General features: G+C 72.9%; 12 protein-coding genes and 2 pseudogenes. 7 read left to right on the forward strand and 7 right to left on the reverse strand.

The genetic code is table 11. From position 1 onward, the window contains the following. The first annotated feature begins 2 nt into the window (after positions 1 to 2). Positions 3 to 1,750 (forward strand): annotated as a pseudogene (locus tag AC061S_RS02995) (FAD-dependent monooxygenase). Here the strand turns inward: AC061S_RS02995 and AC061S_RS03000 are convergent. Beyond that, the gene (locus AC061S_RS03000) at positions 1,747 to 2,313 is read right to left on the reverse strand and encodes a dihydrofolate reductase family protein (protein WP_478684223.1); all 567 of its coding nucleotides are present in this window, start codon (positions 2,311 to 2,313) and stop codon (positions 1,747 to 1,749) included. The pseudogene AC061S_RS02995 and the gene AC061S_RS03000 overlap by 4 nt on opposite strands. A 262-nt stretch (positions 2,314 to 2,575) precedes the next feature. Here AC061S_RS03000 and AC061S_RS03005 point away from each other — a divergent pair. Both AC061S_RS03005 and AC061S_RS03010 read left to right on the forward strand, forming a co-directional pair. Beyond that, a pseudogene (locus tag AC061S_RS03005) lies at positions 2,576 to 3,613 on the forward strand (RNA-guided endonuclease InsQ/TnpB family protein); the annotation flags it as partial. A gap of 186 nt (positions 3,614 to 3,799) precedes the next feature. Next, entirely contained in the window at positions 3,800 to 4,849 is a 1,050-nt protein-coding gene (locus tag AC061S_RS03010) for an enoyl-CoA hydratase/isomerase family protein (protein WP_478684332.1), read from the forward strand. Between the two features lie 27 nt (positions 4,850 to 4,876). On the opposite strand, the gene AC061S_RS03015 is transcribed toward AC061S_RS03010, so the two are convergent. Next, positions 4,877 to 5,494 (reverse strand): DinB family protein, encoded by a 618-nt coding sequence (locus tag AC061S_RS03015; protein WP_478684224.1) that lies wholly within the window; start codon positions 5,492 to 5,494, stop codon positions 4,877 to 4,879. Between the two features lie 17 nt (positions 5,495 to 5,511). Further along, positions 5,512 to 5,940 (reverse strand): VOC family protein, encoded by a 429-nt coding sequence (locus tag AC061S_RS03020; RefSeq protein ID WP_478684225.1) that lies wholly within the window; start codon positions 5,938 to 5,940, stop codon positions 5,512 to 5,514. Positions 5,941 to 6,045: 105 nt separating this feature from the next. Here AC061S_RS03020 and AC061S_RS03025 point away from each other — a divergent pair, with 105 nt between their 5' ends. Continuing rightward, on the forward strand, positions 6,046 to 6,828 hold the full coding sequence (locus AC061S_RS03025) for a TetR/AcrR family transcriptional regulator C-terminal domain-containing protein (RefSeq protein ID WP_478684226.1): 783 nt from the start codon (positions 6,046 to 6,048) through the stop codon (positions 6,826 to 6,828). A 24-nt stretch (positions 6,829 to 6,852) separates the two neighbouring features. Here AC061S_RS03025 and AC061S_RS03030 read toward each other — a convergent pair whose 3' ends face one another. After that, the gene (locus tag AC061S_RS03030) at positions 6,853 to 7,776 is read right to left on the reverse strand and encodes an SDR family oxidoreductase (protein ID WP_478684227.1); all 924 of its coding nucleotides are present in this window, start codon (positions 7,774 to 7,776) and stop codon (positions 6,853 to 6,855) included. Positions 7,777 to 7,920: 144 nt separating this feature from the next. Between AC061S_RS03030 and AC061S_RS03035 the strand changes: the two genes are divergently transcribed. Then, on the forward strand, positions 7,921 to 9,207 hold the full coding sequence (locus AC061S_RS03035) for a cytochrome P450 family protein (RefSeq protein ID WP_478684228.1): 1,287 nt from the start codon (positions 7,921 to 7,923) through the stop codon (positions 9,205 to 9,207). Here the strand turns inward: AC061S_RS03035 and AC061S_RS03040 are convergent. Next, the gene (locus AC061S_RS03040) at positions 9,184 to 10,263 is read right to left on the reverse strand and encodes an alpha/beta hydrolase (RefSeq protein WP_478684229.1); all 1,080 of its coding nucleotides are present in this window, start codon (positions 10,261 to 10,263) and stop codon (positions 9,184 to 9,186) included. The genes AC061S_RS03035 and AC061S_RS03040 overlap by 24 nt on opposite strands. A gap of 176 nt (positions 10,264 to 10,439) precedes the next feature. Further along, the gene (locus AC061S_RS03045) at positions 10,440 to 11,024 is read right to left on the reverse strand and encodes a DoxX family membrane protein (protein WP_478684230.1); all 585 of its coding nucleotides are present in this window, start codon (positions 11,022 to 11,024) and stop codon (positions 10,440 to 10,442) included. Positions 11,025 to 11,315: 291 nt separating this feature from the next. Here AC061S_RS03045 and AC061S_RS03050 point away from each other — a divergent pair, with 291 nt between their 5' ends. Together AC061S_RS03050 and AC061S_RS03055 are read left to right on the forward strand one after the other, a co-directional pair. Continuing rightward, the gene (locus AC061S_RS03050; RefSeq protein ID WP_478684231.1) at positions 11,316 to 12,098 is read left to right on the forward strand and encodes a hypothetical protein; all 783 of its coding nucleotides are present in this window, start codon (positions 11,316 to 11,318) and stop codon (positions 12,096 to 12,098) included. Beyond that, positions 12,095 to 13,111, forward strand: coding sequence for a metallophosphoesterase family protein (locus tag AC061S_RS03055; RefSeq protein WP_478684232.1), 1,017 nt, complete (start codon positions 12,095 to 12,097; stop codon positions 13,109 to 13,111). Before AC061S_RS03050 ends, AC061S_RS03055 begins: the two co-directional genes overlap by 4 nt. Positions 13,112 to 13,132: 21 nt before the next feature. Here the strand turns inward: AC061S_RS03055 and AC061S_RS03060 are convergent, their stop codons facing one another. Then, a complete protein-coding gene (locus AC061S_RS03060; RefSeq protein ID WP_478684233.1) occupies positions 13,133 to 14,731 on the reverse strand; it encodes a molybdopterin-dependent oxidoreductase in 1,599 nt (532 codons plus the stop codon). Between the last annotated feature and the right edge of the window lie 22 nt (positions 14,732 to 14,753).

Consider the following 14,753-nt stretch of genomic DNA (forward strand, 5'->3'; position numbering starts at 1 on the left):
CCATGGCGCACACCCCGACGACCGACGTACTCATCGCGGGCGCCGGTCCGGTCGGCCTCAGCGCGGCCGTGGAACTGCGCCGACACGGAGTGAGCTGCCGCCTCGTCGACCGGCTGCCGGCCCGCCTCCCGTACGCGAAGGCGGTCGGCATCCAGCCGCGCACCCTGGAGATCTGGGACCGGATGGGCCTGGCCCGCACCGTCATGGAGGCCGCCGCGCCCCTGCGCGGCCAACTGATCTACGTCAACGGCACCGAGCGCGCCCGGATCGAGCTCATGCTGCCCCCGAAGTGCCGTACCGGTTCGCCGCGCTGCCGCAGTACGAGACCGAGCGCATCCTCGAAGAGCACCTGGCGGCGCTGGGCACCGTCATCGAACGCGGCACCGAACTGCTGTCGTTCACCCAGGACGGGGACGGGACCGCGGGCGGCGTCACCAGCCTCCTGCGCACCGCCTCCGGCGGCGAGGAGGAGCTGCGCACCGGCTACCTCATCGGCTGCGACGGAGCGCACAGCACCGTGCGCAAGAGTCTCGGCCTCTCCTACGAGGGCGGGGCCTTCGCCGAGGAGTACATGCTGGCCGACGTCGTGAGCGACTGGGACCTGCCCGACGGGTACGGCCTGCGGTCCATGTACCAGGGCGCCGACGGCTCCACCGACGACGTGCTGGTGTGCATCCCGCTGCCCGGCCGGGGCCGCTACCGGATGTCCATGCGGGTCCCGCCCGAACTCTCCGCGCAGCCGGCCGAGGGCGCGGCAAGGGGATCGACAGGGGGACCCGGAGCGGGCGACGGCGTGCTGCACGGGCTGGAGGGGGGCCGGGTCCCCGAGCTGTCCCACATCCAGGCCGTCGTCGACCGCCTCGCCCCCGCCCCCGCCACGGTCTCCGGCATGCGCTGGTCCTCCGTGTTCCGCATCAGCCACCGCATCGTCGACCGGTACGGCGACGGGCGCGTCTTCGTCGCGGGCGACGCCGCCCACATCCACCCGCCCACCGGGGCCCAGGGCATGAACACCGGGATCCAGGACGCCTGCAACCTGGCCTGGAAGCTCGCCCTCACCCTCCGGGCGTCGGCCGGGTCCGCCCTGCTCGCCAGCTACGACGCCGAGCGCCGGCCCGTCGGCGAGGAGGTCGTCGGCCGGACCGTACGGCACGCGACCCAAGGCATGGAGAGCGACAAGGACGATCCGCGGACCGTGATGCTCCGCGAGGCCCAACTGCTCGTCGGCTACCGCGATGGACCGCTCGCCGGCCGCCCGTTCGGCCCGGCCGACACACCACAGCCCGGCGAACGGGCTCCGGACTGCGCCGGGTTGCCCCTTCCGATCGCCGCCTACCCGGCACGGCTGCTCGACGTCCTGCGCGGTCGGGCCGGCCACGTGGTGCTCCTGTACGGGGCCGACGGCGCGGCCCTGGCGGAGGCCGCCGACCAGGCCCGGGCCGCGGGCCCGGTCCTGGCGGAGGGCGGCGCGGGCGGCGCGGACGGTGCGGGCGGTGCGGACGGCGACGCCGCCGGCCCGCGAACCGTGGCCGTCCTCGCCCGCGAGGCCGCGGCCGACGCGTCCGTCGGCCTGCCCGTCCCCGGATACCGGGACGCCGCAGGGGAGTTCGCCCGCCTGTACGGCGCCGACGGCCCGACCGGATTCCTCGTACGCCCGGACGGCTACCTCGGCGCCCGCTTCCCGCTGTCCGCCACGGCGACGGCCCTGTCCGGCTACCTCGCCGCGCTCTCCGGCGCGGACACCCCCTAGGCGCGGGTGTACCGCAGCAGCACCACCCCGTTGGAGAACGTACGGGTCCCCTCCAGCCGCAGCGGGACCAGGCCGTCGGAGGGCGGGAAGAGGGGGTGGCCGCGGCCGATGCGTACGGGCTGCACGTAGATCCGGTACTCGTCCACCAGGCCGTGGCGCAGGAACGAGGCGGCGAGGTCGGCCCCGCCCAGCACCAGGTCGCCGCCCGGGGCGGCCTTGAGGGCGGCGACCTCCGCCGGTACGACCTCCCGGAGCACGGTGGCGTTCGGGTCCGCTTGCCGGGCGTCCAGGGTGCGCGAGTAGACGTACTTCCGCGCGGAGCGCCAGATGCCCGCGAAGTCCGTCACGGCCGGTGTCGCGGCGGGATCGGCGTCGGCGGTGGGCCAGTAGGAGTCCATCAGCTCGTAGGAGACCCGGCCCATCAGCATGCCGCCGGCCGACCGCAGTTCGTCGTTCATGTGCTGGTGCAGCTCTTCGTCGACGCGGTGCCAGTCGATCTGCCGCTCCGGCCCCTCGTAGTAACCGTCGAGGGACACCTGCGACATCAGGATAATCTTGCGCATATCGGACCAGGCTTGCACGGTTTCAGGTGTCCGTAGCGATTGAGCGTGTCGTCGTGCCGGGTGCCGGGTGCCGGGTGCCGGGTGCCGGATACGGGTTCGTGGATCGAATGGGTGACCTTTCGCGAGGGGCGTCGTTGATCGGATGACAGCACCGGACGGCCGGTAGGTTGACCGCAGAGTCAAGAGGGGGGTGGGCCGGGTGATCCGTGCGTATAAGTTCCTCATGCGGCCCACCGTGGGTCAGGCGATCGCGCTGGGCGAGATGCTGCGCGATCACTGCTCCCTGTACAACGGTGCGTTGCAGGAACGCCGTGAGGCTTACCGGCACGTGTCGCGGACGTCCGTGAAGTACGGGCAGCAGTCCGTGCAGCTCAAGGAGATCCGGGCGTTCGATCCGGAGCGTCAGGGCCGTTGGTCGTTCAGCTCGCAGCAGGCGACGCTTCGCCGATTGGACAAGGCGTTCATCGCGTTCTTCCGCCGTATCAAGTCCGGTGAGACGCCTGGTTACCCGCGTTTTCGCGGGGTGAACTGGTTCGACACGGTGGACTTCCCCAGGGACGGCGACGGCTGCCGTTGGGATGCCGCTCCGCACGCCCCGGTCACCCGCGTCCGCTTCCAAGGCGTGGGGCACATCAAGGTCAACCAGCACCGTCCCGTGGTCGGGAAGGTCAAGACCGTGTCAGTCAAGCGCGAAGGTCGACGCTGGTACGTCGTCCTCACGGCCGAGCAGACGGCCCCCGAGCCGCTGCCCCAGACGGGCAGTCTGGTCGGCATCGACATGGGTATAGCCTCGTTCCTCACCACCTCCAACGGTGAGCACGTCGCCAACCCGCGTCACGGCCGGAAAGCCGCCGCGAAACTCGCAGCCGCACAGCACGCTCTCGCCCGGTTCCCGCGTGCGCGCCGTGACAAGCGCACCGGCAACCACCGCCGGGCGGTCCAGAAGGTGGCCGACCTGCACCGCAAGGTCCGACGTCAGCGCTTGGACCACGCGCGCAAGACCGCCCTTGACCTCGTGCGTCAGCATGATTTCATCGCGTATGAAGACCTCAAGATCCGCAACATGGTCAAGGCTCCCGCGCCGAAGCCCGATCCCGGCCAGCCGGGCGCGTTTCTGCCCAACGGGGCAGCCGCGAAGGCCGGACTCAACCACTCGATCAACGATGCCGGATGGGGGGTGTTCCTGACGATCCTGCACGCCAAGGCTGAAAGCGCCGGACGGGAAGTGATCGCCGTGGACCCCCGCAACACCTCCCGGACCTGCCCCGAATGCGGGCACGTCTCGGCGGAGAACCGGCCCACACAGGAGAAGTTCCACTGTGTCTCGTGCAGCCACACCGCGCACGCGGACACAGTAGGCACTCAACGTTCTACGGGCCGGGCTGGTCCGTCGCGACGCCAACCAGGCATAGCGAGAAGCCCCCTACCGTTAGGAGGGGGAGGAGTCACACTGGACGGCGTGAAGACCGAAGCCGACACCGTAGACATGGCCGACACCTCCGACACCGTCCTGTGCGCCGTCGAAGGCCGTACCGGGGTGATCACCCTCAACCGGCCCAGGGCCCTCAACGCCCTCACCCACCCCATGGTGCTGCGCATCACCGAGGCCCTGACCGGCTGGGAGCGGGATCCGGGCGTGGAGCAGGTGCTCATCCGCGGCGCGGGCGAGCGAGGCCTGTGCGCCGGCGGGGACATCCGGGCCATCCACGACGACGCCAAGGCCGGGACGGGTGCCTCGGCCGCCTTCTGGCGCGACGAGTACCGGCTCAACGCGTACATCGCCCGCTATCCCAAGCCCTACGTGGCCCTCATGGACGGCATCGTGATGGGCGGCGGAGTCGGCGTGTCCGCCCACGGCAGCGTCCGCGTGGTCACCGAACGCTCCCGCGTCGCCATGCCCGAAACCGGCATCGGCTTCGTCCCGGACGTCGGCGGCACCCACCTGCTGGCCCGCGCCCCGGGCCTGCTCGGCACCCATCTGGCCCTCACCGGCTCCGCCGTGGGCGCCGCCGACGCGCTGCTGTGCGGGCTCGCCGACCACTTCGTACCCGCCGAGCGGCTGCCCGCGCTGACCGCCGAGCTCGCCGGGGCCCCGGCCGCGGAGGTGCTGACGCGGTACGCCGCCGCGCCCGGGCCGGGGGTACTGGCCGACTGGCGGGACTGGATCGACCACTGCTACGCGGCCGCCACGGTCGAGGAGATCGTGGACCGGCTGCTCGCGTACGGGGAGCCGGCCGCCAAGGAGGCCGCCGAGACGATCCTCGCCAAATCCCCGACCGCCCTGAAGGTGACCCTGGAGGCCGTGCGCCGGGCCGCCGCCCTCGGCGGGCTGGAGCCGGTGCTGGAACAGGAGTTCCGCGTCTCCTGCAATGCGCTGACCTCGCCGGACCTGGTGGAGGGCATCCGGGCGCAGGTCGTCGACAAGGACCGCGACCCGCGCTGGTCCCCGGCCTCCCTCGACGAGGTCACCGAGCAGGACGTGGCCCGCTTCTTCGCCCCGCTCGCCGGGGACGGTCCCGGGACCGCCGCGGGATGAAGCCGCCCGCGGGGCGGGGGCTTCGCGTCAGAGCCCCCGCGCCCGGTACAGATCGCGGATCAGGGCGATCTCGGCCCCGTGGTGCAGCAGTTCCTGGTTGACCCACCAGGCGATGTCGACGAACGGCTCCTCCGCGTCGCTGCCGTGCGGGTAGGTGCAGTACCCCACGGTGTCCAGGGCTGCCTCGTCGACGCTCAGCAGCGCGGTGCGCCAGGCCGCCGCGGCGGAGTCGAAGCCCGCGACCGCTCCCGCGGCCCCGCCCTCGACGCGGTGGTCGGCCCGGGTCTGCCGGCGGCTCCCGGCGGTGTGGTCGGCGCGCAGGGTGAGCATCTCGGTGAGGTGGCTCAGGCGCCACGCGATCGTGGTGAACGGCGGCGGCCAGGGGTGCGGATAGGCCGCGGCGTCCCGCCCCCAGTCGCCCGCCCCGGCCAGTGCGGTCGCCCGCGCCCCGGGCCCGTCCGCGCGGCGCCGCACCGACCAGCAGTCCGGGACCGGCTCCCAGAAGTACTCCTCGTCCGTCATGGGGCCGACCTCGGTGTCCGACCCGTCGCCACTGTCCATCACGGGCCCGGCCATACGGCCGGAGAGGCGGGTGCGGGCGAAGTCGAACTGGGCCAGCAGGGGGACCAGGCGGGGCGGGGTCACGCGGGCGTGCTCCTGTCCTAGGCGGTGGCGGCGGTTTCGTCGGAGGTGGCCTCGGCGGCCGGCTCGGTGGCGGTCTCCACCCAGTCAACCAGTTCGATGATCACACCGTTGGGGTCGGATACCAGGAACACCCGCTCGCCCCAGGGCTCGACCCGGGGCTCCATGACGATCGGGACGCCCTCGGAGCGCAGCCGTTCGTACTCGGCGGGCAGGTCGGCCACGGTGAACGCGAGGAGCACTCCGGCGGCGCGCTGCTCGCGGAGCTCCTCGGGGAGCACCTCCAGGCCGCGCCGCACGAAGATCACGTTCGGGCCGTCGGGGTGGGAGAGGGAGGCGAAGCCGTCCGCGGCCATCGTTTCCTTGAATCCGAAATGCCTGGTCAGGAAGGCGGAAGAGGTGCTGGTGTCCTCGACGGTGAGGCAGATGGCGGTGTCGGTGATCCGCATGGGGTCCTCCTGGTATCGTGGCTCGGAGTTTCACTATACACAGTATTCTGTACGGCGTACAAGATAAATGAGCGGGCTGCCGGAAGGCAGCGGAAGGGGTCTGGAGTGAGCGCGGACCGGAGCACGGACCGGAGCGGCGCGGGAGACCCCGTCCGCACGTTGGAGCTGCTGTGGCGCGAGCCGGGGCAGGGGGCGCCCAGCGGGCGGCGCGGACCCCGGCAGGGACTGACCGTCGACGCCGTCGTCGACGGCGCGATCGCGCTCGCCGGCGAGGCGGCGAGCGAGGGGCGGTCGGGGCTGGACGCGCTGACGATGCGGGCACTGGCCCAGCGGCTGGGGGTCACCCCCATGACCCTCTACACCTACGTCCCCGGCAAGGCCGAGCTGCTCGACCTGATGCTGGACGCCGCGTACCTGGACATGGACCGCGGCGAGCCGGGCCCGGACGGGTCCTGGCGGGAGAGGGTCGCCCGCGTCGCCGAAGAGAACCGCGCGCTGTTCCTGCGGCATCCGTGGATCGGCGAGCTGTCCGTCACCCGCCCCCCGCTGGGCCCCGGCGTGATCGGCAAGTACGAGCACGAGCTCGCGGCCTTCGACGGCATCGGCCTCACCGACGTGGAGATGGACGCCGCCCTGACCCACCTCCTCGGCTTCGTCCACGCGCAGGCCCTGGCCGCCGCCGACACCGCCGCGCACAACGCCCGCCAGAGCGATCAGGAGTGGTGGGAGCTCAGCGCCCCGCTGCTGGCGCGGGCCATGGACCCGGAGCGGTACCCCCTCGCGGGGCGGGTCGGCAGCGCGGTCGGCGGGTACAACCCCGAGACCGTGTGGGACTTCGGCCTGCGCTGCGTCCTCGACGGGATCGCCCGACTGCTGGAGCGGGGCTGAAGCGGCCTGGCCCGAAGGTGCTCCCTACCGGTAGCCGGTGGGGTCCGCCGGGAGGTCCGGGTCCTGTACCTCGACCATGTACCGCCAGGCGTCCGGCCGGCTGCCGTCCACGTCCGTGAAGCCGTAGACCCGGGCGAGCTGCCCGCTGGAGAGCGACTGTCCGTTCCAGCGGGACAGTTCCGGGTCGGCGGCCAGGGCCGCGACCGCGCGGCCGACGTAGAAGGGGGTCTCCGAGATGCCGAAGTGCGGGACCGTCGTCAGTGCGTCCCGCCAATTCGCTTCGGTGACACCGAAGTTGTCGAGCATCATCTCCGACCGGAGCCAGCCCGGGGTCAGCGCCACCGCCGTCGCCCCGCGCGGTCCCACCTCGTGTCCGAGCGCGAACGCCATGCGCAGCACCGCCGACTTGGCGATGTCGTAGAAGAAGGAGACCCGGTAGCGGCTCGCGTTGTACTCCGCCGTGCCGTCCGTCATCTCCACCACCAGCCCGCCCGGCTCGCGCAGCAGCAGCGGGAGCGCGTAGTGGCTGGTCACCGCGTGCGTCTCCACGGCCAGGCGCAACAGCCGCAGCCCCTTGTCCAGGTCGTGTTCCCAGACCGTGCTCTCCCACTCGAAGAGCCGCTCGCCGCCCCAGATGTCGTTCACCAGCACGTCGAGACGGCCCTGCTCGGCGTCGATCCGCCCGACCAGGGAGGCGACCTGATCGGGGATCAGGTGGTCCGCGACCACCGCGATCCCCTGTCCGCCCGCAGTCGTGACCAGCTCGGCCGTCTCCTCGATCGTCTCGGGCCGGTCGTACTCCGAACGCCTGCCCCGCGTACTGCGCCCGCTCACGTACACGGTCGCGCCCCGTGCCCCCAACTCGACCGCGATGCCCCGGCCCGCGCCCCGGGTCGCCCCGGCCACCAGGGCGACCTTGCCTTCGAGAGTCCGCTGTGCCTGCGCCATGACCGCGACCCTACGACGCCCCGCGCGGCGGGGGAGGTGCGGCGCGCCTGCGGTTTCCCGAGACGGGACGGGGGCGGTCTTGAACAACCGGCCCTCCAGACCGCACTGTTGGCCGAGATCTGTTCGTATGGTCAGGAGACAGGCTTGTCCACCGATCCCACCGCGCAGGCATCCGAGCCGACGCCCCCGTCGCCGCCCCCGCACGTCATCGACCCCGCCGGCGGCTGCCCGCACGCCCTCAACGCCCGGCTGCGCGCCCGGGGCGCCGTGGCCGACGTGGTGCTCCCCGGCGGGGTGCCCGGCGCGGTCGTCCTCGGTCACGAGGCGCTGAAGGAGTTCCTGGCCCACCCCGATGCGGCCAAGGGCGCCCGGCACTTCCCCGCCCTGCACGACGGCACCATCGCCCGGGACTGGCCGCTGCGCGTCTTCACCAACGCCGAGGGCATGCACACCGCCGACGATGCCGACCACCGCCGGCTGCGCTCCCTGGTGGGCAACGCCTTCACGGTCCGCCAGGTGGAGCGGCTGCGCCCCCGGATCGAGGAACTGACGGCGGAGCTGCTGGCCGACCTGGACCGGGCCGCGACGGCGTCCCCCGACGGGGTGGCGGACCTGCGCACGCACGTCGCGCTCCCGCTCCCGATGAGCGTGATCTGCGAGCTCCTCGGCGTGGACCCCGAACACCGGGGCCGGCTGCACGAGCTGTCCAACACGGTCATCGTCGCGACCGACACCACCCCGGCCGAGGTCATGGCGGCCGTGCGCGAGCTCGGCGAGCTGATCGGCACCATCGCCGCCACCCGCCGGGCCGATCCGGGCGAGGACCTGACGAGCGCGCTGATAGCCGCCCGCGACGGCGACGGAGACCGGCTCAGCGAGGCCGAACTCACCGGCACCATGCGGCTGATGCTGGTCGCGGGCCACGAGACCACGCTCAATCTGATCAGCAACGCCGTACGCGCCCTGTGCACCCACCGCGACCAGCTCGCGCTGGTCCTGGACTCCAAGGCCACCTGGTCGGACGTGGTCGACGAGACCCTGCGCTTCGACGGCCCGATCAGCTGGTTCCCGTTCCGCTACCCGACCCGCGATCTGACCATCGACGGGACCCTGATCCCGCAGGGCACCCCGGTCCTCGCCGGATACACGGCCGCCGGCCGCGACGAGGCCTTCCACGGCCCCGACGCCGACCGCTTCGACCTGACCCGCCCCACCGCCGCCCGCCACCTCTCCTTCGGACACGGAGCCCACTACTGCGTCGGAGCCCCGCTCGCCCGGCTGGAAGCCACCATCGCCCTGGAAGCCCTCTTCACCCGATACCCGGACCTGGACCTGGCCGTCCCCGAGGCCGAACTCCCGCACCAGTGCAGCTTCATCGGCAACAGCGTGGAGTCGCTGCCGGTCCGCCTACGGGGCTTCGCCCGGCGGTGAGATCTCCGTGCTCAGCCACCCCAGTGCGTCGGGGTACATCGCGATCCAGGTCTGGAAGTTGTGTCCGCCCTGCGGGCGGACCAGGGTCTTGATCCGTACCCCGGAGTTCTGGGCCGCCTTGGTGAAGTCGGCGAGCTGCTGCGGCGGGCTGTCCTTGTCCTGCGCGGACGTGGCCAGGAACAGCCCGACGTCCGTGTTCTTGTCGTGCTTCGCCTGCTGGACCAGCCACATCGGGCTGTTGCGTTCGCGCAGCACGGGATCGGACAGCACCTCCGGGTCCCCGGTCAGCGGATCCGGGTCCAGGGCGGCGCCCGCCCGGAACGCCTTCGGGTACTGGAGCGGCAGCTTGGCCGCGCAGAAGGCCCCGGTGGAAATGCCCATCAGCCCCCAGCCCCGGGGCTCGGGGAGCGTGCGGAAGTTCTTGGCGACCAGATCCGGCACGTCCTCCGCGAGCCAGCTCGCCACCTTCCGCTGCGGGGTGTCCGTGCAGTCGGTGTTCACCCCGCCCGGGTACAGGTCCGGGATCACCAGGATGAAGGGGTGCGCCGCACCGAGCTGGACGAGCTGCTCCAGCGCTCCGGGCATGTCGCCGACGTCGAGCCAGGAGCGGGGCGAGCCCGGGTAGCCGTGCAGCAGCATCAGCACGGGGAAGCGGGTCTTGTCCGCGCCCGGTGCGTCGTACTCCGGGGGAGTCCACACGATCACCTGGCCGGCGAGCTTCGAGTGGGAGCCGCGGAAGTACGTGGTGCGGGTGCCGTCGCCGCCGAGGGTGAACTTGGCCCGCCCCAGCGGCGGCCCGGTCATGGCGGCGTCGTTCTGCCCGGTGTCGGTGCCCAGCAGGTCGTCCCACGAGGAGTAGAGGCCGTAGCTCCCGTTGATCCAGGTGGCCACCACGCAGATGGCGGTGAGCTGGCACAAGCCGATCATCAGCACCCGGGCCGGCCAGCGCAACCAGCCCGGTCCGGGGATCCGGTTCCACAGGAGCAGCGCGGCGAGCATCGCGAGCCCGGTGACGACGATCAGCGTGACGAGGAACGACGTACTGGTCAGCTCCACTGCGCCGGCTCCTGACGTGCGACGGAATTGCGACGGAATGATGGAGAATTCCGGACATTACGCCAAATCTACGATGCACACCGCTCCGGGGAGGGGGCGGCGCGCATCGTGTCGGACCCGGGGCGGGGCGGGGCGGGGTGGGGCGGGCAGGGGCGGTGCCGGGCGAGGAGCCGGTCTCAGATCAGGAAGCGGTAGCGGCGGACCAGCGCGGTCCGACGCCAGGCCCGTCCGAGCCCGAAGTGGTCGCCCGCGGCGGTCGTGGCCACGACCGCGCCGGCCACCGCGAGGATCCAGTGGTCGTCGGTGAGGGGGTTGGTCGCGGGCAGCATCGTGACGAGCCACATGAAGCCCATCATCATCGCGCAGGAGGCGGCGGCGATCCGGGTGCCGATGCCGAGCAGGAACGCCAGGCCGATGCCGAGCAGTCCGGTCATGAAGATCAGGTCAAGCCAGCCGGCGCCGGCTACCGAGTCGAAGGTGTGAGCGAAGGGGCCCTTCGTCCCGTGCAGCAGGAACCCCTCGGTCGGCGAGCCGCCGTTGACGACCGACTTGGCCGACGGGGTGCTGAATCCGAGTCCGAACAGCTTGTCCAGGAAGGGCCAGATGAAGGTCCAGGCGACCAGGACGCGGAGGGCGGCGAGGGCGATGCGGGCCGGCAGGGCGAGTGTGGGGCCGCTCTCACCCCCGCTCTCGCCTCCGGTCGTGCCGGCGGCCCCGCCGGGGGTGGTGATCTCGTGGGAAGGGGTGAGCAGAGTGGCCATGACGTGCACCTTTGTCCGTTGCCGGGGTCTTGTGAATGCATTCACAATCTATGATCTTTATTCGGCGCGAACGAACGGCGAAGATCCCGAACTGAGGGGCCGAGAGACCTCGCAGGTCAGGACCTTGGTCCTGGGGTAGATTCACCGCCTGTTCACCTGCGCGGTTCCGGGGCTTTCGGGCGGGCTGGTGTCGTATGAGGCATGATCGACGGGGATATGCGAAAACTGCAGAAAACGCAGAAAGCGACGAGTCGCCGGATTCGCTCCGGAGTGCGGGCCGGGATGTCGCCGGTGGCGCCGTCGCGCGCGGGCTACCAGGTCAAGCTGCTGGTCGATCCGGACCGGGTGCTCGACGCCGACGGCCTGCCCACGGCCGCCGCGGCCGCCGCACTGTCGCTCGGCGCGCCCGGCCGCCTGGAGGTCGCCCAGTACATGGACGACGCCGGGCGCAGCCTGAACGGGCAGGGCTGGATCGTCCGCATCCGGCGCCACGACGACGAGAACCGGATCCGACTCGCCTACAAGGCCCGCTTCGACATCGAGGGCGACGGTGCGGACCCGGCCGCGGTGCGGCGCGTGATGGACCGGGCCTCCGGACACAACTTCTGCGCGGGCGACGGCAATTACACCGTCCAGGTCAACCTCAGCCACACCCGCGCCACCCTCGACTTCACCAACAAGAAGTGCCGGCCGGTCCCGGGCCTGGCCCCCGGCGAACTCCCCGGGCTGGACGCCTCCCGCGCCCTCGTACTGGACCGTCTCCCCGGCAAGCTCTCCAAGTGGGGTGCGAAACCTGCCGGTTGGGCTGAGTCGGTCACCGCTTCATCTCGGCTCCACGGTCCCGTAAGACAGGCCAACTACCCTGGCCGGATGCTCGATCACGCGATGGAGACGCAAGTCAGCAGGCTGCGGACCGCCTCCGGCGAGCTGACCTGGTTCGCCGAGATCACCGCCAAGGGGCGCACCCTGCGGGACGCGGTCGAGCTGCGCGCCGACCTGATGGGCAAGCTCCGCGCCGAGGGCTGGCTGCTGGAGCGGGACGCCTTCAAGACCGACCTCATCCTCGGCCGGTGAACACCTCCGCGGCCGCGCCGATACGCGTGGCCCACTTGGCCGACCTGCACATAGGGTCCGCCCTGCGCGGCCTGGCGGAGTACCCCGGGGCGCCCGCGATAGACCGGGGCGAAGCCCCGTACGAGGCCCTGCGCGCGGCCGTGCGCCGCATCGTCGGGGGCGGCTACGACGCGGTGCTCATCGCCGGGGACGTCTTCGACCGCCGCCACGCCGACGCCCGGGCGCTGGCCGCCTGCCAGGACGCGCTCGGCGCCTTCCACGAGGCGGGCCTGCGCACGGTGGTGGTCTCGGGCAACCACGACGCCGAGACCCCGCTGCCGCACAAGCTGAACCTCCCGCCGTCGGTGCTGTGGCTCGGCGCGGACGCCCCCGAGTCGGTGACCTGGCCCGACCTGGGCATCACCGTCCACGGCCAGTCGGTGGCGGAGCCCGACGAGCGCCGCGACCTCGCGGCCGGATTCCCCAGCGCGATCCCCGGCGCGATCAACATAGGACTCCTGCACACCAGCCTGCACGGTGCCTGGAGCCGCCGGATCTGCGCACCGGCCGACCCGCGGACGCTGGCCCGCGCCGGTTACGACTACTGGGCGCTGGGTCACGTCCACCACCGGCTGGTCCCCGGCGCCGGCGCCTTCGCCGTCTACCCGGGCAACACGCACGCCCGCGGCCCCGGCGAGGCGGGCGGCCGCGGTTTCACCGAGCTGCTGATCGAAGGCCCCGCCGCGGACCCGGGCCCCGGTGGCGGCCCCCGCCGGATCGGGATCCTCCCGGTGGACACCGCCCCGGTGCGCTACGAGACGCTGCACCTCCCGTACCCGGAGACCGCCGAGGCCGACCTGAGGGACCGGTTCGCGGCCGTCCCCGAGCAGCCCGGGGGCGGCGCCGTCGTCTGGACCCTCAGCGCCGCCACCCCGCCCGGCCTCCTCCACGAGGCCCGCGCCCTGGCCGGCCCGGCCGCCATGGTCTGCCCGGCCGAGGGCCCGCACACCGAGGGCCCGGCCGTCGCCTGCTGACCCGGCCTGATCCGTCATGCCCTAGTCCCGGACCCGGACCGTCACCGCATGCCATCCAGTGGCCCCGTCCGGGACGGTTCCGGCGCGTTCCCCCGTCTGCACGGCGCCGGTGCCGTCCGTGGCGCGGACCTCCAGGGTGTGCCCGCCCGGAGCCGCCTCCCAGAGCCACACCCACTGGCGCCAGGTGTCGTCCCCGTCCGCCGAGCCGAGCCGGGCCTCCCGCCACGGGCCCGCGTCCACCCGTACCTCGACCCGCGCGATGCCCCGGTGCTGCGCCCACGCCACTCCGGCGACGGCCACCCGGCCCGCCCCGACCTCGGCGAAGGGGCGCGGGGTGTCGATGCGCGACTGGGTCTTGACCGGGGCCCGCTGCGCCCAGGACCGGCGCACCCAGTACGCGTCGTACGCGGCGAAGGTGGTCAGCCGCAGCTCGCGCAGCCACTTGCACGCGGAGACGTACCCGTACAGGCCCGGCACGATCATCCGGACGGGGAAACCGTGCCGGAAGGGGAGCGGCTCGCCGTTCATCCCCACGGCCAGCAGCGCCTCCCGGCCGTCCATCACGGTCTCGACGGGGGTGCCGAGGGTCATCCCGTCCACCGAGCGCGCCACGAGCTGGTCGGCGGGGCCGCCCTGCGACGGCGGTCGCACCCCCGCCTCGCGGAGCAGGTCGGCGAGGCGCACGCCCAGCCAGCGGGCATTGCCCGCGTACGGGCCGCCGACCTCGTTCGACACGCAGGTGAGGGTGGCGTCGTGCTCGACCAGGGGCCGGGCGAGCAGCTCCCGCAAGCCGAGGTCGAGGGGCTTGGAGACCCCGTCCCCGTGCACGCGCAGCCGCCAGGTGTCCGCGTCCACGCGCGGGACGACCAGCGCGGTGTCCACCCGGTAGAAGTCCCGGTTGGGGGTGATGAAGCGGGTGGTCCCGGGGATCCGCAGGTCCGACCCGGCCGGTACGGGCGGGGCCGGCACGGCGGGCGGCGGCAGGACGAGCCCGGCCCGCGAGGCCGTGGCTCCCGCGTCCCCGAAGGCGCCGAGCCGCCGCCCGGCGTACCCGGCCCCGGCCGAGAGGGCCAGGGTGGCCACGGCGAGGCGGCCGAAACCGCGCCGGTCCATGGCGCCGCGCGGGCCGGCTCCGCGCGACCGCGGTGGGGGCCGCGGGATGGCCCTGACCAGCAGGTACAGCACTCCGGCTGCCGCGAAGCCGGCCACCAGCGAGGGCAGCGCGTCCTGCGGGGCGGCCTCCGGCCGACTGAGCGCGGCCGCCGCGCCGAGCGCGCCGAAGGCGGCCGCGAGCGCCGTGCCCGCGGCCGGACGGCGTACGGCGAGCAGCCCGGCGGCGATCGCCACGGCGGCCAGCACGGCGCCGATCCCCAGGGTCAGGACCAGCTTGTCGTCCGTACCGAACTGGCGGACCGCCCACTCCTCGACGGCGGCCGGGGTGCGGTCGACCACGGCCCCGCCGACGGCGGTGACCGGGGCGGCCTCGGGCCGGACGGCCGCCGCGGCCAGCTCGGCCAGGGCGAGCCCGGCGAAGGCGGCGAGCAGTCCGCCGACCGCGCCGAGCGCGTACCGGCCCGGCCGCCTTCCGGGGCCGTCCCGCCCCGCTTTCGTACGGATCATGCGGAGTCACCGTCCGCCCCGC

It is taken from the genome of Streptomyces sp. CA189 (genome assembly GCF_056428985.1).

Bases quoted from the DNA above. Each gene is read 5' to 3' on its own strand.
- AC061S_RS03000 (WP_478684223.1), bottom strand. From the start codon at position 2,313: ATGCGCAAGATTATCCTGATGTCGCAGGTGTCCCTCGACGGTTACTAC.
- AC061S_RS03010 (WP_478684332.1), top strand. From the start codon at position 3,800: ATGGCCGACACCTCCGACACCGTCCTGTGCGCCGTCGAAGGCCGTACC.
- AC061S_RS03020 (WP_478684225.1), bottom strand. From the start codon at position 5,940: ATGCGGATCACCGACACCGCCATCTGCCTCACCGTCGAGGACACCAGC.
- AC061S_RS03030 (WP_478684227.1), bottom strand. From the start codon at position 7,776: ATGGCGCAGGCACAGCGGACTCTCGAAGGCAAGGTCGCCCTGGTGGCC.
- AC061S_RS03045 (WP_478684230.1), bottom strand. From the start codon at position 11,024: ATGGCCACTCTGCTCACCCCTTCCCACGAGATCACCACCCCCGGCGGG.
- AC061S_RS03060 (WP_478684233.1), bottom strand. From the start codon at position 14,731: ATGATCCGTACGAAAGCGGGGCGGGACGGCCCCGGAAGGCGGCCGGGC.